Below are 22,880 nucleotides of genomic sequence, written 5' to 3' on the forward strand. Positions count from 1 at the left end.
TTAAATCTAATAACTAAATAAGAAAAGGAAGAATATGAAAAAAGGTATCCATCCAGAAAATTATCGTACAGTTTTATTCTATGACAGTAATGCTAAACAAGGATTTTTAATTAAATCTTGTGCTAGAACAACGAATACAATGAAATGGACTGACGGCAAAGAATATCCTGTTTTTATGTGTGATACTTCATCTGCATCACATCCTTTCTATACAGGTAAAACTAAACAAATTGCTAACGAAGGGCGTGCCAGTGATTTCAACAATCGCTATGGTAACTTTGGTAGTTTAAAACTAAAATAAGGATTATTTTATGCAAGTATTGTCATCATTAAAAAGTGCAAAAACACGCCACCCAAGTTGTAAAGTTGTTAGAAGGCACGGCGTTGTTTATGTGATTTGTAAAGAAAACCCTCGTTTTAAAGCAAGACAAGGTGGAAAGAAAAAAAGATAATCAATAATTTGATTTGTACTAATTCACTATTGAATAAAATTTTCTGATAAAAAGTGCGGTTCTTTTATCCTTTGTTTTAATATCATTTAAGTTACCGCACTTATTTAACAAACAACTTTATTTACAAACTATTATGTTATATTGGTCTTACTGTCGATAATTCTAATTGTGCGTTAAATTCTTTTTGTAGTAATTTCAAGTTCTCATCAGATTGTAAATCTTTTTGTGCTTGCTCCATAAAAGATTGATATACACGTTTTCTATATTCATTCGGAGTAAGTCCCTTATCAATGATATTTTCTTCAATTATCAACTTAATATCTTGATCATAAAAATCAGAAAGTGCCTTTTGTAAATGAGAAGAATATCGCTGTTTTAAATGAGAATACTCTCTCCGTAAACCTAATCTTATACTACCATCAATCTGCTCAATAAAAATACAGTTACTAGCAAGTTCCTTAGTCAATCCGATAATATCAAGGTTTTCAATGAGCTTAGTCCATTCATCTTGTGTTATAACTAGATCTGTAATTCTATTTTCTAACTCTGGACTTGTATCTTCTAAGACTTTTTTCCTAATATCAGATGAGCTAATAATTTTCTCTTCTGTTCTACCCAAATCTGAATATTCCCAATGATAATCATCTGTTATAGCCAGTTCATTTAAATCTTCCCCTACGTCTTTATCAGATAAATCATCTTGTAAAGTGGATTGGAGCTTATTTAGCTTTTCCTCCACTAGATTATGATGAGTAGGGAGTAACTGATTTTTTTCTACAAATGAAAAACTATTTGTAACTTCTAGCTTAGGTTGCTCAGTGTTTTTTTTTTGAATAGCCACTACATCTAACTGTTCTAATGCTTCCAAAGCACTAAATGCTGGTGAGCTATTCAATAAACTTTTCTCTTGAGTAGATACAGAATCGTTTACAGAAAGATTTTTTGTTAACTGAGAATGAATCCCCTCTTCTTTTGGTTTATCAAAAGAATGATGTTGGTTAGTTTCAGAAGAAGATAATGCTAATGTATTACTCGGTGAAACCAATACTTCAGATTCATTTTTTGAACTTAAAGAAACCTCATCAATATTCGTGCCAATAGCTTTAGGATGAAATGCTAACGCACGTAGCAAAATCATTTCAACACCAATCCGAGGATTAGGAGAAAAAGTTAATTCTTTTTTACCGGTAATAATAACTTGATACAAAAATTGAATATCTTCAGGAGAAATCTGCTTTGCTAAAATTGTCAATGCGGAATCTATAATCTCTGAACTCGTAGGTAGTAACTGTAACATCGCTATTTTATGTAATGTTTCAGCGATTTCATCCAATAACTCGTACCAGCCCCCACTTTTTTCTGCTACAGATTGAATATTTCTGATCAAGCCCTCACCATCGCCTAATTGTATTGCATACAAAATATCAATGGCTTGAGAGTCATCTAATAATCCGAGCATATCCTGAACAATAGGGAAAGTTACATTACCATTACTTATCGCAATAGCTTGATCAGTTAAACTTAAACTATCGCGTATACTTCCTTGTGCTGCTTTTGCTAATTTTTCAATAGCCACTTCTTCAAAAGGTATTTCTTCTGCATTTAATACATTCATTAAATGTGATTTTATTTGCGTTGATTCTAAAGCTTTTAAGTGAAATTGCATACAACGAGAAAGAATAGTAATAGGTAACTTATGCGGATCTGTTGTTGCTAGCAAAAATTTTACATATTCTGGTGGTTCTTCTAAGGTCTTCAATAATGCATTAAATGAATGGCGTGAAAGCATATGAACTTCATCAATAAGATAAACTTTATAACGACCTTGAACTGGCTTATATTGGACGTTATCAAGCAATTCTCTTGTATCTTCAACTTTAGTTCTTGAAGCGGCGTCAATTTCGATCAAATCAATAAATCGCCCCTCTTCAATAGCTTTACAATGTTCACAATGCCCACAAGGTTCTGCTGTTACGCCATTGATACAATTAAGCCCTTTAGCAAACAAACGAGCAATAGATGTTTTTCCAACCCCACGAGTGCCAGAAAACAAATAGGAATGATGTAATCTATTTTCTCTTAAACTGTTAGAAAGTGCAGTTAAAACATGACGTTGTCCAACAACATCATTGAAAGTTTTAGGTCGCCATTTTCTTGCTAAGACTTGATAACTCATTCCCTATTCCTAATATTTTTAGTTAATGACCTTCAAAACTCACTAAAGAGAATACATCTACGCCTAGTGCTTTTAGTCGTTCTTCACCACCTAGTTCAGGTAAATTAATAACAAATGCACAAGCTTTAACATTTCCCTCTAAGCATTTTACTAACTTGATTGTAGCTTCTACGGTACCACCAGTTGCCAATAAATCATCAACAATTAATACATTATCATTTTTATCGATCGAATCTGTATGTATCTCCAAAGTATCTTCACCATATTCCAATTGGTAAGATTGACAAACTGTCTCTCTAGGTAATTTTCCAGGCTTTCGAACAAGCTCAAAAGGTAATCCCAAAGCTAATGCAACAGGTGCACCAAAAATAAATCCACGGCTCTCTGTACCCAAAACTTTGGTAATCCCTTTATCTTTATATTCTTTCACAATCAACTCGACTACCGTCTTAAATGCCTCTGGTACTTCAAGCAAACTCGTAATATCACGAAAAATAATCCCTTCTTTAGGATAATTGGGAATGGATTTAATTGATGATTTAATAAGATCTAATTGAGTATTCATTTTACTACCTAATAATATAATTTTTTATTCAAAATGCGGTTGATTTTAACATAATTTTACTTTTCTAACGATAAATATCTTCGCCATTTTTTCGAGTTCGTAAAAATTGTAGAATCCACGCATATTGCTCTGGATATGGCGTAACAAAACGCTCAATTTCTTCATTCATCGCTCTAGCAGATTCTGTCGGATCTTCTGGTAAAACTAATGGTGGGTGTATTTCTACCTCGTATTTTCCTTTTTCTGCGTTATAGCGTGGAAACATTGGAATAACAATTGCTTTCGATAAACGAGCTAATTTATTCAAACCTGGTAATGTAGCCTTATAAGTCGCAAAAAAATCAGTATAAACGCTAAGTTTCTCTCCATAATCCTCATCAGGTAAATAAAACCCTACATTACCACTCTTAACGCTAGTTAAAAATGGCTTAATACCATTTTGACGGGCGTGAATTTTTCCACCAAAACGACTTCGGGTACGATACCAAAGCCAATCTACCAATGGATTGCGATGTGGATTGTATATAGAGGTCATTGGCATACCATAAGAATGCAAAATAATACCCGATGGATCGATTGACCAAGAATGAGGCATCATTAAAATAATATTTTTTTTCTCACTTCTTGCTCGCTGAATATGTTCAAATCCGATCAACTCACCTCGCTTTTGTAAATGTGAAACTGAACGTAATGCCATTTCACCTATTCCCAACATTACTTGTGCAACTGTAATAAACATATCGTCAATAACTTTTTCTCGCTTTTCACTTGACCATTCAGGAAAGCAATAAGATAAATTAACTCGCGCTCGATGGCGTTGTTTTTTAGCTTTATGTCCCACAATAATCCCTAATCTAGCAGCAAGCTTATCTCGCCAACGATAAGGAATAAAAGCAAGTAATAAAAGTGTTATAATGCCTAACCATACCAACCAATATTTAGGTAACAAATATGACCAAGACCAATGAGGCTCGTAACCAACTCGTGCTGTCAAGCGTATATTTTTATTTGTATCTGTCATGAACTATCCCTAATTTACTTTTCAAATTATCCAAACCAACCTTGATCATAAATCATTTTAATCGTCATCATAAAAGACATCATCACAACCATTGGACGTATCAATGTTTGCCCTTTGCTCAATACCACTTTTGCCCCCAAACTTGCCCCTAATATTTGCCCTAACATCATTGCAACTCCAACAGACCAAATAATTTGACCTCCGATGATAAAAAAAATCAGTGAAGCAATATTAGAAGTAAAATTTAGAATTTTTGCGTGAGCCGTCGCTTTTATAAGGTTAAATCCAAGCAAAGTAATCAATACTACACTAAGAATAGAGCCCGTTCCTGGTCCAAAAAAACCATCATAAAACCCGATAGGGAAACTAGCAACAAAAGCAAAAACACCATAAGACACTCTTTTATTACGATCAATATTTCCCAGTTTAGGTGTTAATAAAAAATACATACCAATAATGAAAACCAAAAAAGGAAGTACTTTTCTAATAAAATTAACATCAATGATCTGTATTAAAATTGTACCTAATCCAGCGCCAATAAACGTCATTAGTATCAATAACCAAATTTCTTTTACGTTAATGACCTTCTGACGTAAAAAATACAAGCTAGCAGAAAATGAGCCTCCACAAGCTTGTAATTTATTTGTACCTAAAGCAAGTGCAGGCGGTAAACCAACCATTAATAATGCTGGAATAGTGATTAATCCTCCACCACCTGCAATAGCATCAATAAATCCAGCAACAAAGGCTACAATAAATAAAAAAATAAAAATTTGGTAAGTGAGTTCCATAAACTAATCAAGCCATTCACTTCTATTTGGTGCAGATAAAACTTGCTGACATAATATCGGCGCTTCTGGGATTACTTTTTTCTTAGGCTTTGTTGATGATGGCTTTGCTGGTTCAAACCATGAATAAAGCTCTCGACCACAGCCTTCTCCAACAGGAATTGGTGATTGATTCTGACAATAGCTCGCACCTTTAGGACAAGTTAAACGCACATGAAAATGTGAATCATGTCCAAACCAAGGACGAAGTTTTCTTAACCAACTTCGATCACCTCTTACTGTTTCACATAATTTTACTTTGATAGCGGGATTAACAAAAATTCTTGCCACTCGATAATCTTGAGCAGCTAAATGTAATAAGGTTTCATGATCTCTTGTCCAAAGACTATCAATTACTTTACGGGCTTTTCGATCAACGACTAATAATCCCATACCAGCAGGATCTTGTGCATCTCTAGTAGATAATCGTCCCATTCTTAACCAAATATCCGCATCTAACCCCATTTGATGACTCGCATGACCAGTTAAAAAACGCCCACCACCAGGCATTGCAATATCACCAACTAACATATCTGGCATTGCTCTTGATTTAATTTTTTTACCCAAATCTTGCAAGTAACTAATCATTTCAGGATGTCCATAATAACGATTTTTACTGGTTCGAATAACTTGATACCCATCACCATTAAAAGGTAGCGCTTTTGCTCCAATAATACAGCCATTACTATATGTACCAATAGGTGTCGGTTCACCAGAAATCGGACGCTTTATTTTTTGCCACTCCTGTGGAGAAGCATTCACAGACAAAGATATAAAAAGGCTAAAAAAATACACCGCACTTATTATAATTCGCAAACTTTTTTTCATTCTATATTTTTCCACCTTTTGGTAAAACAATGTATTACTTACATTGCGCTTTAAAACGTAACAAATGATCTAACAATACAATAGCAACCATTGCCTCTGCTATTGGTACTGCTCGAATACCAACACAAGGATCATGACGTCCTTTTGTTACAACTTCAACTTGTTCGTTGTCTAAATTAACAGTTTTACCTGTGACTAAAATACTAGAAGTCGGCTTTAAAGCGATAGTTGCAATAATAGGTTGCCCTGAACTAATACCACCTAAAATCCCCCCAGCATGATTAGAACAAAAACCATTTGGTGTCATTTCATCACGATGTTCGCTTCCTTTTTGTGTAACAACATCAAAACCATCTCCGATTTCAACTGCTTTTACAGCATTAATTCCCATTAAGGCATGAGCAATATCAGCATCTAATCGATCAAATACTGGTTCACCTAGCCCCACTGGGACATTCTCTGCAATAACCGTTAGTCTAGCGCCAATTGAATTCCCTTCTTTCTTCAATTCTCTAATTAAAGTATCAAATTTTTCTACCGCACTTTTATCTGGACAAAAGAAAGGATTACTATTTACTTGTTGCCAATCTATTTTATCAATATTAGCTACTGTCTTAGAATCTATTTTTATATCGCCAATTTGTGATAAATAACCACGTACATTTATCCCAAAATATGTCCACAAATATTTTTTAGCAATTGCACCAGCTGCAACACGCATTGCTGTCTCACGAGCGGAGGAACGCCCACCACCACGATAATCACGAATACCATATTTATTTTGATAGGTAAAATCTGCATGACCTGGTCTAAAGCGATCTTTTATATTACCGTAATCTTGGGAACGCTGATCGGCATTATTAATGATCATACCGATACTTGTACCTGTTGTTTTACCCTCAAATACACCAGACAAGATTTGTACTTTATCCTCTTCTCGTCTTGGCGTAGTATAACGAGAAGTACCTGGCTTACGGCGATCTAAATCAGGTTGAATATCCTCTTCAGATAACGCCATTCCTGGAGGAACGCCATCAACAATACACCCCAAAGCAACACCATGCGACTCACCAAATGTCGTAACCCTAAATAATTGACCTATCGAATTTCCAGCCATAATATTTTTCAATCCTATTAATTTAATTTTTCTGTTAACACTTTGACTTCTTCATTTGTATTTAGATTTTTAATAAACACATCTAATTGATTAAAGGCAATCTCAATATTATTTTCTGCAAATAATTCATCAATTCGGCGATTTAAAAAATCAATTGCTGGATGACGATTCTCTATCTTATCTACATAAAATCTTACTTCATGATCCAATGTACTCGCACCAAATGCTAGAAAATAGGTAACTGGTTCTGGATCTTTCAATGCTAATTGACATTCACTAACTGATTGTAATAAAAGTTTTTTAACTAGATTGAGATCCGAACCATAAGCAACCCCAATATTTACAATTACTCTTATAATTGAGTCCGTTAAAGCCCAGTTAGTAATACGTTCCGTTACAAAATTTTTATTAGGCACAATTACTTCTTTTTTATCAAAATCAACAATAGTTGTTGAACGAATTCGTATTCTAGAAACAGTTCCTGAAATATCACCAATAGTAACAATATCCCCAATTCGTATAGGTCGTTCAAACAAAATAATTAAACCCGATACAAAATTAGCGAAAATTTCTTGTAAACCAAATCCTAATCCGACAGAAAGTGCGGCAAATAACCACTGTAATTTAGACCAAGAAACACCTAATGTAGAGAATGCGATACCAGCCCCAATAGCAATAATAAAATAGATTGATAACGTGGTTATCGTATAAGGCGTCCCTTGAGAGAATTTAACTCTTGAAAAAATAAGAACTTCTAATAAACCAGTTATATTCTTACTTAAAATATAGGTTGCGATCAAGATAAAGATTGCTAGTAGTAAATTCCATAAAGTAATTGTTTCAATCGTTGTACCAGACTCTGTAACAGTTGTTTGAGTCCATAAAGTGACACTCTCTAAATGATAAGCAACCGTAATTAAATCTGACCATACCCAATAAAATAATGCGATTAAGGTAATAAACAAACTAATATCTACTAAATGTAAAACTTGTTCTCTCACCTTAGATACATCAAATGTTTCCTCTTTAATCGCAAATTCATCTGTTGTCTCTTTACTTTCAGCCAATTTTTTTAGTTTTTCACGCTTTTCTAATAATCTACGATGAGATAATCGTTTAGAAGATACAACAAATCCTCGATACACTGTTTTTTCAAGAATAAGCCAAAACATAAAAATAAAATAAGATGAAATAAAATGAGACATTAAATTCAAAGTTGTATAATAATACCCAAACCCAATTAAAATAATTAGGAATAAAGGTGCAACAAAGAAAGTCATTCTCACCAAAGGAAAAAGAAACCTTTTTGAATTAGACTCAGAAGATAAATTATTTTGATATACACCAATTGCATAGTTCATTTTAGGCGCAATAATAAACAATGAAATAGCTAGAATAGAAATAGTTATAGCCTGCCCTATCACATCATTGGTAATACCACCATCTAAATGAGTGAATATAGAGGCATTAATCCAAAGACCTGAAAGCCACACAGATTTTCCCATAATATTAGAGAACAATGTCACACTATTTTTGGGCATATTAAAATGCCTCATAGCTAATCCATTTGGTCTCAACATTGCAATCATAAATGCAAAAAATAGCCAATACCCAGTCATTTCTATCGACCATAGAACACTCTCATAAGAGTCAGATACAACGGAAGTAACTAATATCAATACTGATAGGAACCCTAATGTGGAGGGTAAACATAAAATTAAGGTTAGTAATATTGCTTCAGGAGTATAACTCTGGCGATCTTCTATCATTGAATTTAGTTTGCCATTAATATAGGCTAATCTTCCCTTTATTTTAGATTTCTTCCATAAAATCAAGGCGATAACAAGTAGTAAAAAACAAACTAAGATACTATCAAAGATAATATTATCTTTCCAATTACCAAAACTTAGTTGTTCATAAATACTTTGTAATTGAGTATTTACTGCTGGTATAAATCTTATAAACCAATCTAGATCAAGAGGCGTATTACTTTTTACCCAAAAACTCTGTTGTTGTAACTTTTCTTGTAACGAATCACTAATTGAGGTGACTTGTTTTTGGTTTAATTCTATATTTATCGCTAAATTTAATTGCTTATTTAAATTGGTAATAACATCAGAAATTAAGGTATAACGCTTTTGGAGAATTTGAAATAATTGAGATTTCTCCTCCACTGTGAAAGTTACTGATTCTTTTTTTTCTAATTCTTTAATATAAAGATCACTATCATAGAGATTATCTCTCAACTCTGTTAGATCAAAAATTTTCACTCGTAGTTCAGCAATTCTTTTTGATAACCCCTTAATCATCTCACTTTGCGGCAATGACTGTTTTTGTTTAGTAATTACTCGAGATAAAACCAACGATCCCTGTAATGCGCTAATTTGATCATTTATATTACGTTCTGTCTGCTGTAAATTTTCTAATACTGATTTAATCCGTAAATTATCTTTAGACAAATCATTTAAATGATTTGTTTCCTCAATTAATGTTTGACTAAATTGAATGTTACGTTTTTGTTGAGAAACAACAATTGGGTTCATATTTTTACCTTCTTGTTGCGACATTTCAAATTCTTTAACTTGTTGTTTTGTTTCCTCTAAATTCTTCTGATTAATGATTGTTTGTAATTCATTCTGATCTTTTTGAAGATGTTGTTGTAAAAAGTTTTTTTCTTCCAACTGACTTTTATAAAGTAATGTTAATTCATTATTACCTTTTAATAAGGTTTGATTATATTTTTCTTTTAAATCGATTAATAATAATTCAGATTCTAATTTATTTTTTTCAATATCAGATAAATTAGACGTTGATAAAAGCTGATTAATCTCCTGTATTCGAGATAGATTAGCCGTTAAATCTTTTTGTGTTTTTTCAGGTACTGCTCGTTGCTCAACTAAAGATGTATTAATCTCAGATAAACTATCTTGAACTTGCTGTAAATTTTTCTGTGTTTTTGTTAGTTGTAAAGTTAATTGTTCAATAGAAAGCTGCTCCCATACTTTATGGTTATCTATTTCAAAATCTTTTTTTAATTTTTCTAAATTTTCTTTCACTAACAACAGAGAATTCGGTGCCTCTTTAACTTTTTGTTCTAGTTTTTTATTTGCATCTTTTTGCTGTTCTACTTTCTCTAAAATTTCAACTGTTCTTTCTAGATCTTGTACTAACGTTTTATTGACATCGTCAGTTTGATCTAATGATTTTGCTTCGACTAATTGTTTCTGTGCAGATAATAAAGTCAATACTTCAGCCTGAGCGACAAAAGAAAATAGAAAGATGCCACAAATAATTATTAATTTATTTAAAATTTTATTTTTTTTCATTTAACATTCCCAAGTAATAACGCTAATTCTTTTTGTAATAATACTCTTGAAATTTTTATTTGATTCGAATTCTGGTATTTCACTCTATCTAAATCAACATACTGTATTGGTCGTTTAAATTTTTCTAATTTATCCATTAACCAATATTGTAAATCATCAATACACTTTTGATTAAAACCATTTTTCAACTTTATCATAGCAACAGGACGATTCCCAAATTCTTTATCAGAAATAGGAAAAACAAATACTTGCTCAATATCAGGATATTTTAAAATTACTTGCTCAATTTCTTCAGGATAAATATTTTCACCACCAGAAATGAACATATTATCCATTCTTCCTAAAATAACCAACTCACCATTTCGCCATATTCCTCTATCTTTGGTCGCCAACCAACCTTCTTTATTTAATAGAGAAACGACTTTTCCTGCCTTCCAATAACCTAATGCTAAACCAGCTCCTCGCAACCAAATCTCATTATTTACAAATTTAATTTGTCTTCCTATTAATAAATTACCAACACCACTTAAATGATCACTTTTTTTAGCGGAAATAGTTGAAGCCATTTCAGTCATACCATAGCCAGAATAGCTACAAACACCTAAAGCTAATAATTTTGCTGTTAATTCAGTGGGAATATATGTCCCCCCTAACAAAATATGTTTTGTATTAAACTCAGTAATATTATGTTTTGTTATATAATCTAACAAGCGCTGTAATTGTGTAGGAACTAAAGAACAATGTGTTACTTGTAGAATAGAGGAATAAAAATCATCTTTTGGAAGATGTAATTCTCCAGCAACACTTAACCAACGCCAAATAATTCCCTGACCAGAAACGTGATATAGCGGTAATGATAATAACCAACTATCATTAGAGGTAAAATTAACTAATTTACATACTCCCAAAGCATTATCAAGATGACATTGCATACTGTGTACAATCGCTTTTGGATTACCTGTTGTTCCTGAAGTTAAGGTCATTGTTGCAGGACGATCAGATTTGATATGAAAAGTAATTAAAGGCAATCCTTTATCCAACAGGTAACTATCAATACTCAATTTTAACGGAATTAAATGATGAATATCTATTAATAGATCTTGAGAATAATAAAACTGAATATCATTTTCTCTGCATAATGCTTGCATTTTTTCTATTGGAAAAGCAGGATTAATTCCGATCACTCTTGCACCTAATTGAATACTCGCAAGATACAAAAGAACAACTTCCATAGAATTTTTTGAATAAAATGCAATACCAGAATTCTCGATAACACCTTGATTATGCAAATAATATGCGACATTATCAACTAACTTAGAAAATACTTTCCAAGTAAAAACTTCGCCTTGCTGATTACGCAAGGCGACTTTATCCTGAGATTGAGCAGAAACTGCATGTTTATGCCAAAGAAACATATTAGTTAGTAGTAAAAAAAGGGCGAACTTCCTCAATTAATTCTTGAGGTAACTGCATAGATTGCATCGCATTTTCTAACATCAACATTTTTCTTGCACTATTAGTATTAGTAATAACCCAATAAGGTGTATCTGGTATTTGCTTAGGTTTAGTATGACTACCCGATACCAATAATGATCCTTCATCTCGAGAAAAATAGAGTCTTGTTCTACCCTGTAATGATTCCGTTGCAACCGCAAAACTTTCAGGATTAGTGCGGTATAAAATACGTAAAATATCTAAGAATCTAACGACCGCCTTAGTTTCTTGTAAAAAACTATCTGAAGCTAGAAGCTGCCGAACTTTGTCTACAAGTTGATTAATCACTTCTACTGATTGTTTTTTAATTGAAGGTTGCACTAATGAATTACCAATACTTTCGGTTGATTCATCAATAACTTCTTGTACCTCAACCCGATTCTTTATCTCAAGCTCATTTTTCTCAGATGTTCTATCAAAAGCTAATTTATCTTGAGTATCAAAGGAATATTTATCAGAATATTCAGGAATTCGCTTATGATTCAAACTTGAAAAGTCTAGCAAACGACGCAAAATATCGGAGGCACTTTCACCAATAGATTGCGTTTGACTTGCAATATATTGGTAAAGTTCTTCATCTATCTCTATTATTTTCATATTTTACTCCTTGCTCTATCTGACTTTTTATTACATTATAGCGACTTATTTATAAATTCTCTATTCTAAAATTATGTCTAATAATAAATTACTTAACTTTCATTTTATACCATTAAAACAAGCAGAACAAAAGCCAACATTAGTTTTTATTCACGGACTATTTGGCGATATGAATAATTTAGGTGTCATCGCTCGTGCATTTTCAGATAACTATTCTATTCTAATGATTGATCTCAGAAATCACGGGAAAAGCTTTCACGCTGAAACTATGGATTATACCTTAATGGCTGAAGATCTTATTAAGGTAATAAAACATCTTAATTTAAAAAAAGTTATATTAATAGGTCATTCTATGGGGGGAAAAACAGCAATGATGGCGAGTGCCTTGTATCCCCAAATAATAGAAAAACTGGTAGTAATTGATATTGCGCCTGTTGTTTATAGTAATAATGGTCATGATTCAATTTTTAATGGGCTTTTTGCTGTAAAAAATGCACAACCAGAAAATCGCCAACAAGCAAAGCAAACCTTAGCAAACTATATATCACAAGAAGCAGTACAACAATTTATGCTAAAATCCTTTGATTCCACATCAAATGATAAATTCCGTTTTAATTTAACCGCACTTAAAAATAACTATCCTAATATCATGGGGTGGACAGAGCTCCTATTTGATAAACCAACCTTATTCATTAAAGGGGGAAATTCAAATTATATTTTACCTCAATATAGGAATATTATTTTGAAACAATTTCCGCAAGCAACCGCTTTTACAATAAATGGTACAGGACATTGGATTCACGCTGAAAAGCCCCAGCTTGTCATTAAAACGATACAAAAATTTATCGCATAAACAACTATTCAATAAATCTTATATTATGGGGAGTTACCTCTAAAATCGAAGCTGTAGGTCCCCAATCGCCCAAAACAATACGCGTTAAATTACCAGAAAGGTTATGAATATTTTGGCGATGAGTATGCCCATGTATAATTTGTAACACATTAAATTTATTAAATATTTCTAAAACAAACGCTTCATTGACATCCATTATCTGATCTGATTTGTGTGTTTTATCTTGCTTACTTTTAGAACGAATTTTATCTGCAATTTTTAATCGTATTTTTAAAGGTAAGCGTAGAAATAACCACTGACGCCATTTTTGATGAACTTTTTTACGATATTGTTGGTAAGCAATATCATCAGTACACAAGGTATCGCCGTGACAAATCAAGGTTCTTTTTCCATACAAATTAATGCAATGGTAAGTTGGTAATAACTGTAAATTACAGGACTTTGCAAAAGATTTTCCAATTAAAAAATCACGATTACCACAAATAAAATAACAATCTACTCCCGTCCTTGTTAATTGTAAAATTTCTTGTTTTACTAAATTAACTAGTGATGAATCTTCATCATCACCAATCCAAAAGTCAAATAAATCACCTAAAATATATAATTTTTCAGCATTAGGTGCTTTTTGTCGCATAAAATCAACAAAAAGTGCGGTTAAATTTGGATGACTTTCACTTAAATGTAAATCTGCAATAAAATAAATTTTACTCATAGTATTTCCAAACAAAATTTTCATTTAGATTATCATTTTTTTAGGCAATTTCTACACATATTTTTTGATTTTGTTATACTGATAAAAATTTTATTAAGGTGAAAAATTATGTTGAAGATATTTCGAATTATTGTGATTACACTTTGCTGTATTCTTATCTGTACATTAGGAACAATATACTCACTTATAAACTTAAAAAATCCAAATAATGTTGCTATTGTTGCTCGTTGGTTTGGGCGTTTATATCCCTTATTTGGATTAAAAGTAGAACATCGTTTCCTTGAAACCTTAGATACATCAAAACCTTACATCTATATTGCTAATCATCAAAATAACTATGATATGGTAACAATTTCCTATATGGTAAGACCTAGAACGGTTAGCGTTGGGAAAAAAAATCTACTATGGATTCCATTTTTCGGTATTTTATATTGGGCATCAGGTAATATTCTTTTAGATAGAGATAACCGCTCTAAAGCACATAGCACAATGAAACAACTCTCAGAAAGAATAAATAAAGATGAGATATCTGTCTGGATGTTTCCAGAAGGAACTCGTAGTCGTGGACGCGGTTTATTACCTTTTAAAACAGGCGCATTCCACGCCGCAATTGAAGCGGGTATTTCCATTGTACCTGTTGTTTGCTCGACAACACATAATCAAGTAAATCTTAATCGTAAAAATAATGGTAAAGTCATTTGTGAGATACTTCCACCAATAGATATTCAAGGGTACACAAAAGAAAATGTCCGAGATCTTGCAGAACATTGTCGAAACATAATGCAACAACATATTGCAAAACTTGATGCAGAAATAGCACAAGAAAAATTAGAATAGGTATTCATCAATGTTGGATATTTCTCGTCGTCAACTCATTAAAACAGCAGGTGTTACTACTATACTATCAATGATACCAACACCATTGATAGCAAACAGTAGAATACCACTTAAAATACCACCGCTGATTGATTTACATAGAGGAAAACCCGCTTATCTCAATATTGATGTGGCTCAAGCAATATTGTCAGAAAACACGCCTGTAGAAGTCTGGGGAATTAATGGAAATTATTTAGGACCGACCTTCAAAATTCGCCAAGATGATTTTGCCAAAATAACCTATAAAAATAATTTAAATCAAAATGTTTCAATTAATATTCAAGGTTTGCAAACCAGTGGCGAGCTAATTGGCGGAATGACTAGAGTATTAAAAACTAATGAAACTTGGTCACCAATTATACAAATCAACCAACCTGCATCTACTTGTTGGTATCATTCTTGTAGCTTAGGAAATTCGGCTTATCAAACTTATCGCGGTATAGCAGGTATGTATATTATTGAAGACAAAGAAAGCCGCCATTCGCAATTGCCTCAGAAATACGGTATCAATGATATTCCCCTAATATTGCAAGATTTACAGTTAAACACAAATGGTGTGCAACTATTTCAGCAAAATCGACCGCACTTTTATGGTAATCGTTTATTTGTAAATGGAAAAGAAAATCCTTATATTGTAGTGGAGAAAGAATTAATCCGATTACGTCTTGTAAATGCCTCTCTATCTCGAGTATATGATTTACATTTTGATGATGATAGAGAATTTAAAATAATAGCTCAAGATCAAGGTTTTTTACCTCAAGCAAAAATAGCCACTCAGATAACGCTCTCCCCTAGTGAGCGAGTAGAAATATTAGTGGATATGTCAAACTCAGAAAAAGCAACATTAATAACGGGAAAAAAACAGAACTTTTTTAATCGTATTACTCAAGTCTTTCAATCTAGTGATAACTTTATTGACAATACAGTCCTCGAAATTCAAACCAAAGGACTAGCCTCTGCATTCAATAATAAAAAACACTTTCAATTTAATACCGATTCAGCAACGATTTATGAACATAAAGGAATAAAAGAACGTAGTTTACATATAGATACAAAAACAGGGTTGATTAATGGAAAACTTTTCAACCCAAGACGAGTCGATATAACTGCAAAATTAGGTTCAACAGAAAAATGGACAATAACTAGCTCATCGCCAATAGGATTTAAAATTCAAGGGGCTAAATTTATTATAGAAACAATAAATGATCAACCGCTCCCAGATAATGAAAAATGTTGGAAAGATTCGCTATGGATTGATCAAAAAATAACGATTCTTATTAAATTTGAAAATCGTTCATCTAATAACTATCCCTTTACCTTTGGTTCATCAGATTTAATGCTAGCAGACAAAGGCTGCTTAGGGGTACTCGTCGTCCAATAAAAAAGCACTATTGTACTTCACGTTAATATATCGTGATCCGTATAGTGCTCTTAATAATTATATATAACGAAAATATATTCTCTATAATATGTATATAACGATATTATTTATTATTTTCATCACAGGTATCAATATTATTACATTTACCATAAAGATATAAACTATGTGTTTTTAACTTAATACCACGTTCAGCACTAATCTCTTTTTGACGTTTTTCTATAACCTCATCATTAAATTCAAAAACTTTGCCACAGTCAACGCAAATAATATGATCATGATGTTCTTCTGGAGCAAGTTCAAAAACAGATTTATTACCCTCAAAATTATGACGAATCAAAATATTAGCTTCATCAAATTGGTTCAAGACTCTATACACTGTCGCTAAACCAATTTCTTCGCCTTTTTCTAATAACATTTTATAAATGTCTTCTGCTGAAAAATGAGTAACCTCTTCTTTGTTTTGATTTTGTTGCATCAATGAGAGAATCGTTAAGCGAGGCTCAGTAATTTTTAACCCTGCTTTTTTAAGAAGTTTAATATTTTCTTCAGACATAATCGTTCCTTTATTTTTAGAATTATACTAATTCAGCCAAACACATTTCATCATAGACTTGCTTAACCCACTGCTCTACTCGCTGTGAAGTTAATTCTGGTTGACGATCTTCATCAATACAAAGTCCAACAAAAGTATCATCATCAACTAACGCTTGTGATACTTCAAAATTATAACCTTCTGTTGACCAATGACCCACGATAATCGCGCCCTTAGGTTCGACTATATTTCTCACGGTCCCCATAGCATCACAAAAATATTCAGCGTAGTCTTCTTGATCACCACAACCAAAAATAGCAACTAATTTATCAGTAAAATCAATCTCTTCTAATGTAGGGAAGAAATCATCCCAGTCACATTGTGCTTCTCCGTAATACCATGTCGGAATCCCAAACATTAAAAAATCATAACTTTCAATATCTTCTTTTGTACTTTTTGCAATATCTCTAATATCAACTAATTCAGAACCTAATTGCTGCTGAATCATTTTAGCGACATTTTCGGTATTGCCTGTATCACTACCATAGAATAAACCTACAAGAGCCATTTATTTATTTCCTTGAATCTTAAAATAATTTTCTAAAATCGTCACAATAATTTCTGAACGACTAATCAGCTGTTGTGATGCTAAATCTTCTAATTTTCGAACTAGATCCGTATGTAACTTCAGCTCAACTCGCTTTAACCCAATTGATTTATCACGACGCAACTGATTTCGCTTATTAACTCGAATTTGTTGTTCTCTCGTTAAAGGATTTGTTTTAGGTCGTCCAATTTTAGATCCTGTTGCAAACAGATCTAACGTAATACAATCATCATCTTGCTTTGCCATTTTTTCTAAACTACTAAAATCGTATTATATAGCTAATTGAGAATGAGAAGCTACAACTACCTTGAAATATATCACAATTAATGAGTAAATAAAACTTTATTTATTAATAGGTTTGATAGCTATTTCCTTTAAAAGGAACAAAAAATTTTATAATCGTACAGCATATCAAAATAAATACTTAAATGAGATTACCACAAATAAGTAATTTAAAATATTTCAAAAACAAAAAAGCCGTAAGTAATAATAACTATACTTACGACTCTATTAAATTGGCGGAGGAAGTGAGATTCGAACTCACGGAGGGCGTAAACCCTCGCCGGTTTTCAAGACCGGTGCCTTCAACCACTCGACCATTCCTCCGTATTTGACGGTTGCGAATGATAAAGAGTTTATGATTTGAAGTCAAGCAAGAAAAATATTTTTTTCTTGTTTCATCATAAAATAGTCATTTTCCGATCATCTATCAACCAGCTATCTAAAATCCATTTTCGATCGTTCTTATTTAATATAAATCATTATTCACAGATAAACTAATCGACATACATTTCATTTACCATATTTGCAAATAACTATTGACTTTTTACTCTTGTACTAGTTTAATAGTTCAAGTTTAAAAATTTAAAACTAAGGAATTTTATGTATCAACCATTTGCTAATGTAAAAAAGACAATAATTGAATATTATCAGGATCCTACCGCACTTTTTGCGACCTTATGTGCTGATAAAAAAAATTCATTACTACTCGAATCAGCAGAGATAAATAGTAAAAATAGTTTAAAAAGTTTATTACTTATAGATGCAGCTATTCGTATTACTTGTCATAAAACACAGATTACCTTTCATTCGCTTAGCGAAAATGGAAAAGCAGTATTACCATTAATTAGGCAAAAATTACAACCTGTTACGAAGCTATTATCTATTACAAACGATGAACTTAAAGTAGAGTTTTTTAACATAGATTTAAATGCAGATGAAGATACTCAGCTAGTCGCACCAAGTATTTTCGATGGATTACGTTGTATCGTTTCGCTTTATGAAAATAGTACTCCTCCTATTTTTTTAGGTGGATTATTTTCCTATGATTTAATTACTCAATTTATTCCAATGGATAATATTATCTTAGAAAACGATGAGATAGCTTGCCCTGATTATGTTTTTTATTTGGCTGAAAATTTATTAGTTCTTGATCACCAATTAAAACAAAGTTACTTACAAACTTTTTGTTTTACCGCTAAAGAGCAAGATAATCTAGAGCAAAGTGCGCTAATAATTTGCAAAAAACTAAAAAATATAAAAAATGAATTAAAAACTCAAAAAACACCTACCAATATAGATGTTAATCTCAGCGATGATACCTTCAAATCAATAGTAAGTGATTTAAAAAAACATTTAGAAGTAGGAGATGTTTTTCAAATAGTTCCTTCACGACGTTTTTCTATTAATTGCCCTAATCCATTAGCAAGTTATCGCCAGCTAAAACTAACTAATCCTAGCCCCTATATGTTTTATATGAATGATGAAGATTTCGTTCTTTTTGGTGCATCTCCAGAAAGTGCGTTGAAATATTCACAAGAAAATCGACAATTAGAGGTCTACCCAATTGCAGGTTCTAGGCCTAGAGGGTTTAATAATAAAAATGAGATTGATCTCGAATTAGATTCTCGCCTTGAACTCGAACTACGTCTTGATCAAAAAGAAATTTCAGAGCACTTAATGTTAGTTGATTTAGCTCGTAACGATGTAGCTAGAGTAAGTGAGACTGGTAGCCGTAGAGTTGAAAAACTAATGCAAATAGATCGTTACTCACACATTATGCACTTAGTTTCTCAAGTTGTGGGTAAGCTACGCCCACAATTAGATGCTATACACGCTTATCAAGCCTGTATGAATATGGGAACGCTCACTGGTGCGCCTAAAGTTAAAGCAACACAACTGATTTATCAAATAGAAAAACAAAAACGCCACAGTTACGGTGGTGCCATTGGCTATTTAACCTCCAGTGGAGATTTAGATACTTGTATCGTGATTCGTTCTGCCTTTGTACAAAACAATATAGCACAAATCCAAGCAGGTTGCGGAGTAGTGTTAGATTCAGATCCTCAAAAAGAAACAGAAGAAACCTCACATAAAGCTCGAGCAGTAATTAATGCTATTCTTCAAACAAACCAAACGAATATTATTTAAAAAGGACCCATTATGGCAAATATTGTATTTTTAGATAACTTTGATTCATTTACCTACAATCTTGTGGATCAATTTCGCTTATTGGGACATCACGTAACGATTTATCGTAACGATGCCGATATACAAATATTATCGGATATTATTCTTTCCCAGCCGAATACCATACTTGTACTTTCTCCTGGTCCAGGAAAACCAAGTGAAGCAGGTATTTTGCTACCATTAATTCACCAAGTAAAAGAGAAAGTTGCCATTATTGGCATTTGCTTAGGACATCAAGCCATCATAGAAGCCTTTGGAGGTAAAGTTATCCAGTCTGGTGAAATACGACATGGGAAAGTTTCTCTTATTGAACATGATAATCAAGCGATGTTTACAGGACTAGATAATCCAATGCCTGTAGCTCGTTACCACTCTCTGATGGGTAGTCAATTATCTGAAGATTTACTCGTTAATGCTAAATGTCAAGATATCATCATGGCAGTTCGTCATCGTACTTTACCCATTTGTGGTTTTCAATTTCACCCTGAAAGTATTCTAACTATTCAGGGGCAAAAATTATTAGAAAATACAATTAATTGGCTATACACAAAAATATCAACATCAAATGATATATAAAATATAAAAATAAAATAGGAATAAGGAAATAATCAATATGGATAACATTTTAGCCGAACTTTTTGAAAAAAAAGCCTTGACACAAATACAGTCAGAACAATTATTTAATCAAATTATTCAAGGTAATTTACCAAATGAATTACTTGCAGCTATTTTAATTGCCTTAAAAACTAAAGGTGAAAATGCCAATGAAATGAGTGGAGCGGTTAATGCAACGCTCCTCAATACTAAACCGTTTCCTAGACCAAATTATGCTTTTGCTGATATTGTAGGAACAGGCGGAGATGGTGCAAATACTATTAATATATCAACCATCTCTGCTATTGTAGCAGCAAGTTGTGGTTTTCCTGTCGCTAAACATGGTAACCGTAGTGTATCAAGTAAAACTGGAGCCAGCGATATTTTAACCGCATTAGAGGTTAAAGTTGATGTTTCTCCAAAAAAAGCACGACAAATGTTAGATGAAACCAATTTTTGCTTTTTATGGGCACAACAATATCATTTAGGATTTAAATGGGTAGCACCAGTTCGTCAACTATTAAAAACGAGAACTATCTTTAATATTTTAGGACCATTATGTAATCCAGCTCGCCCTGATTATCATTTACTTGGTGTTTATCATCCTGATTTAATAACACTTTATGCCAAATCAGCGATTAATTTAGGACATAAACACAGTATTGTTGTTCATGGTTCTGGTCTAGATGAGGTGGCTATTCATGGAAAAACGGATATTGCAGAAATTAAAAATGGAAATATTGAATATTACCAACTCACACCCAGCGATTTTGGTTTTAAAACTAAGCCACTAGAAAGTTTACAAGGCGGCTTACCAAAAGAAAATGCCAAAATAATTACCGCTCTTTTGCAAGGTAAAGGCAAAGAAGAGCATATGCAAGCAGTCGCAATGAATACAGCATTATTAATGAAATTATTTGGTGAAGAAGATCTTAAAAAAAATGCACAAACAATTATGCAAACTATCGCATCAGGTAAGCCTTTTGATACATTAATGCAATTAACACAATATACTGATTAACAAAATATAATAGAGAAATTGATTATGACGCAACAACCAACAATTTTACAAAAAATTGTACAAGATAAAAAACAATGGATTATACAAAAACAAGCGGAATTTCCTCTTACTCAATTTAAACATAAAGTAATAAAATCTGACCGCACTTTCTATGATGAATTAAGCAAAGGTAATCATCAATCGCTAGCGTTTATTCTTGAGTGTAAAAAATCTTCTCCATCAAAAGGGTTAATTCGTGAAAATTTTAATCTCTCAGAAATTGCAAATAGTTATAAATCTTATGCAAGCGTAATTTCAGTATTAACAGACGAAAAATATTTTCAAGGAAATTTTGCTTATATTAATGAAGTAAGAAAGCAAACTTCTCAGCCTATACTCTGTAAAGATTTTATTATCAGCGAATATCAAGTCTATCTTGCTCGTTATTTTCAAGCTGATGCTATATTATTGATGTTATCGGTTATTGATGATAAAACATATCAACACCTAGCTAATCTTGCTCATCAACTTAATATGGGTGTGCTAACAGAAGCCTCTACATCAGAAGAAGTAAAACGAGCAATTAAACTTAATGCTAAGGTTATTGGTATTAATAATCGTGACTTACATACATTAACTATTGATCTCAATCGTACGATACAGCTTGCTAATAATATTCCTAACGATCGAATTATTATTAGTGAATCTGGTATCTATACTCATAATCAAATTATGGCATTAAAGCCCTATGTAAATGGCTTTTTAATTGGTAGTAGCTTAATGGCAAATCAAGATTTAGAAAATGCTATTCGTGCAATTATTTTTGGTGAAAACAAAGTCTGCGGACTAACACGTGGTGAAGATATAAAAATGAGTTACCAATGTGGTGCTCTATACGGTGGACTTATTTTTGCTGAAAAATCGCTAAGAAAAGTATCTCTTGCTCAAGCTAAAAACTTAATTAAGCAAGCCCCTTTGCGTTTTGTCGGTATTTTTCAAAATCAACCTGTTGATTTTATTGTAAATATAGCCAATGAATTATCCCTATTTGCAATACAGTTACATGGAATGGAAAACTCAGAATTTATTACCGCACTTCGTCAAGCACTACCACAAAATTGTCAAATTTGGAAAGCTATTTCCGTTGATATAAATCATAAAACATCCATAGAGATTGAAGAACAATCAATAATTGATCGCTATGTTTTGGATAGTCAATTAGGTAATCAACAAGGTGGAACAGGAAAAAAATTTGATTGGTCAATAATTCCAATAGAAATGAAAAACAAAATTATGCTGGCAGGTGGTATTAATAATAGCAATATTCAAGAAGCACTCAGACAGCACTGCTTAGGTATAGATATTAATTCTGGCGTAGAGCAAACAGCTGGGATTAAAGATCCACAAAAGTTACTTACTATTTTCAAACAAATTAACACATTTTAATAAGATA

The 22,880-nt window shown here is 32.4% G+C and carries 22 protein-coding genes, 1 tRNA gene and 1 pseudogene; 9 read left to right on the forward strand and 15 right to left on the reverse strand.

Features of this window, described 5'->3' with window-relative positions; genetic code table 11:
- Positions 1-34 precede the first annotated feature (34 nt).
- Positions 35-301 (forward strand): type B 50S ribosomal protein L31, encoded by a 267-nt coding sequence (locus EV697_RS05575; RefSeq protein WP_132023517.1) that lies wholly within the window; start codon positions 35-37, stop codon positions 299-301.
- A 10-nt stretch (positions 302-311) separates the two neighbouring features.
- On the forward strand, positions 312-452 hold the full coding sequence (gene ykgO, locus EV697_RS05580; RefSeq protein WP_132023519.1) for a type B 50S ribosomal protein L36: 141 nt from the start codon (positions 312-314) through the stop codon (positions 450-452).
- 136 nt (positions 453-588) lie between these two features.
- Here the strand turns inward: ykgO and dnaX are convergent, their stop codons facing one another.
- The 10 genes and pseudogenes from dnaX to EV697_RS10080 all read right to left on the reverse strand — a co-directional run.
- Positions 589-2,628 carry a DNA polymerase III subunit gamma/tau gene (dnaX, locus tag EV697_RS05585; protein WP_132023521.1) on the reverse strand — a complete coding sequence of 680 codons (2,040 nt, stop codon included), beginning with the start codon at positions 2,626-2,628 and terminating at the stop codon, positions 589-591.
- Positions 2,629-2,650: 22 nt separating this feature from the next.
- Positions 2,651-3,193: an adenine phosphoribosyltransferase gene (gene apt, locus EV697_RS05590; RefSeq protein ID WP_132023523.1), complete on the reverse strand. Its 543-nt coding sequence runs from the start codon at positions 3,191-3,193 to the stop codon at positions 2,651-2,653.
- A gap of 64 nt (positions 3,194-3,257) precedes the next feature.
- Positions 3,258-4,214, reverse strand: a complete 957-nt coding sequence (gene lpxM, locus EV697_RS05595; protein ID WP_132023525.1) for a lauroyl-Kdo(2)-lipid IV(A) myristoyltransferase — start codon at positions 4,212-4,214, stop codon at positions 3,258-3,260.
- Positions 4,215-4,240: 26 nt separating this feature from the next.
- Positions 4,241-5,005, reverse strand: a complete 765-nt coding sequence (locus EV697_RS05600; RefSeq protein ID WP_132023527.1) for a TSUP family transporter — start codon at positions 5,003-5,005, stop codon at positions 4,241-4,243.
- Positions 5,006-5,008: 3 nt separating this feature from the next.
- Positions 5,009-5,869 carry a penicillin-insensitive murein endopeptidase gene (gene mepA / locus EV697_RS05605; RefSeq protein WP_165906475.1) on the reverse strand — a complete coding sequence of 287 codons (861 nt, stop codon included), beginning with the start codon at positions 5,867-5,869 and terminating at the stop codon, positions 5,009-5,011.
- 34 nt (positions 5,870-5,903) lie between these two features.
- Positions 5,904-6,986 carry a chorismate synthase gene (aroC, locus tag EV697_RS05610; protein WP_132023529.1) on the reverse strand — a complete coding sequence of 361 codons (1,083 nt, stop codon included), beginning with the start codon at positions 6,984-6,986 and terminating at the stop codon, positions 5,904-5,906.
- A 17-nt stretch (positions 6,987-7,003) separates the two neighbouring features.
- Complete coding sequence (gene mscK / locus EV697_RS05615; RefSeq protein WP_132023532.1) at positions 7,004-10,312, reverse strand: mechanosensitive channel MscK; 3,309 nt, start codon at positions 10,310-10,312, stop codon at positions 7,004-7,006.
- Positions 10,309-11,727 (reverse strand): o-succinylbenzoate--CoA ligase, encoded by a 1,419-nt coding sequence (gene menE, locus EV697_RS05620; RefSeq protein WP_132023534.1) that lies wholly within the window; start codon positions 11,725-11,727, stop codon positions 10,309-10,311. The genes mscK and menE overlap by 4 nt, the downstream gene beginning before the upstream one ends.
- A 1-nt stretch (position 11,728) precedes the next feature.
- The gene (locus EV697_RS05625; RefSeq protein WP_418883960.1) at positions 11,729-12,343 is read right to left on the reverse strand and encodes a replication initiation regulator SeqA; all 615 of its coding nucleotides are present in this window, start codon (positions 12,341-12,343) and stop codon (positions 11,729-11,731) included.
- A gap of 3 nt (positions 12,344-12,346) precedes the next feature.
- Positions 12,347-12,403, reverse strand: a pseudogene (locus EV697_RS10080) (hypothetical protein); the annotation flags it as partial.
- Positions 12,404-12,476: 73 nt separating this feature from the next.
- Between EV697_RS10080 and EV697_RS05630 the strand changes: the two are divergent.
- Complete coding sequence (locus EV697_RS05630; RefSeq protein WP_132023538.1) at positions 12,477-13,256, forward strand: alpha/beta fold hydrolase; 780 nt, start codon at positions 12,477-12,479, stop codon at positions 13,254-13,256.
- A gap of 4 nt (positions 13,257-13,260) precedes the next feature.
- Here the strand turns inward: EV697_RS05630 and lpxH are convergent, their stop codons facing one another.
- Positions 13,261-13,968 (reverse strand): UDP-2,3-diacylglucosamine diphosphatase, encoded by a 708-nt coding sequence (gene lpxH, locus EV697_RS05635; protein WP_132023540.1) that lies wholly within the window; start codon positions 13,966-13,968, stop codon positions 13,261-13,263.
- A 108-nt stretch (positions 13,969-14,076) separates the two neighbouring features.
- Here lpxH and EV697_RS05640 point away from each other — a divergent pair, with 108 nt between their 5' ends.
- Positions 14,077-14,805 carry a 1-acylglycerol-3-phosphate O-acyltransferase gene (locus tag EV697_RS05640; protein WP_132023542.1) on the forward strand — a complete coding sequence of 243 codons (729 nt, stop codon included), beginning with the start codon at positions 14,077-14,079 and terminating at the stop codon, positions 14,803-14,805.
- Positions 14,806-14,815: 10 nt separating this feature from the next.
- A complete protein-coding gene (locus EV697_RS05645; protein WP_132023544.1) occupies positions 14,816-16,225 on the forward strand; it encodes a multicopper oxidase domain-containing protein in 1,410 nt (469 codons plus the stop codon).
- 103 nt (positions 16,226-16,328) lie between these two features.
- Here EV697_RS05645 and fur read toward each other — a convergent pair whose 3' ends face one another.
- The 4 genes from fur to EV697_RS05665 all read right to left on the reverse strand — a co-directional run bounded on the left by fur (position 16,329) and on the right by EV697_RS05665 (position 17,970).
- Positions 16,329-16,778 carry a ferric iron uptake transcriptional regulator gene (gene fur, locus EV697_RS05650; RefSeq protein ID WP_132023546.1) on the reverse strand — a complete coding sequence of 150 codons (450 nt, stop codon included), beginning with the start codon at positions 16,776-16,778 and terminating at the stop codon, positions 16,329-16,331.
- A gap of 22 nt (positions 16,779-16,800) precedes the next feature.
- Complete coding sequence (gene fldA / locus EV697_RS05655; protein ID WP_132023548.1) at positions 16,801-17,325, reverse strand: flavodoxin FldA; 525 nt, start codon at positions 17,323-17,325, stop codon at positions 16,801-16,803.
- Positions 17,326-17,610, reverse strand: a complete 285-nt coding sequence (gene ybfE / locus EV697_RS05660; RefSeq protein ID WP_132023550.1) for a LexA regulated protein — start codon at positions 17,608-17,610, stop codon at positions 17,326-17,328.
- Between the two features lie 270 nt (positions 17,611-17,880).
- Positions 17,881-17,970: transfer RNA gene (locus EV697_RS05665), tRNA-Ser, on the reverse strand.
- Between the two features lie 276 nt (positions 17,971-18,246).
- Here EV697_RS05665 and EV697_RS05670 point away from each other — a divergent pair.
- Genes EV697_RS05670 through trpCF form a run of 4 tightly spaced genes read left to right on the forward strand, consistent with a single transcriptional unit; the run spans position 18,247 to position 22,873 of the window.
- Positions 18,247-19,794, forward strand: a complete 1,548-nt coding sequence (locus EV697_RS05670) for an anthranilate synthase component 1 (protein WP_132023552.1) — start codon at positions 18,247-18,249, stop codon at positions 19,792-19,794.
- 12 nt (positions 19,795-19,806) lie between these two features.
- Positions 19,807-20,409 carry an aminodeoxychorismate/anthranilate synthase component II gene (locus EV697_RS05675; RefSeq protein ID WP_132023554.1) on the forward strand — a complete coding sequence of 201 codons (603 nt, stop codon included), beginning with the start codon at positions 19,807-19,809 and terminating at the stop codon, positions 20,407-20,409.
- A 37-nt stretch (positions 20,410-20,446) separates the two neighbouring features.
- Positions 20,447-21,448, forward strand: coding sequence for an anthranilate phosphoribosyltransferase (gene trpD, locus EV697_RS05680; RefSeq protein WP_132023556.1), 1,002 nt, complete (start codon positions 20,447-20,449; stop codon positions 21,446-21,448).
- 24 nt (positions 21,449-21,472) lie between these two features.
- Positions 21,473-22,873: a bifunctional indole-3-glycerol-phosphate synthase TrpC/phosphoribosylanthranilate isomerase TrpF gene (gene trpCF / locus EV697_RS05685; protein ID WP_132023558.1), complete on the forward strand. Its 1,401-nt coding sequence runs from the start codon at positions 21,473-21,475 to the stop codon at positions 22,871-22,873.
- The last annotated feature ends 7 nt before the right edge of the window (positions 22,874-22,880 follow it).

Source organism: Bisgaardia hudsonensis (genome assembly GCF_004345785.1).
Taxonomy (GTDB): domain Bacteria; phylum Pseudomonadota; class Gammaproteobacteria; order Enterobacterales; family Pasteurellaceae; genus Bisgaardia; species Bisgaardia hudsonensis.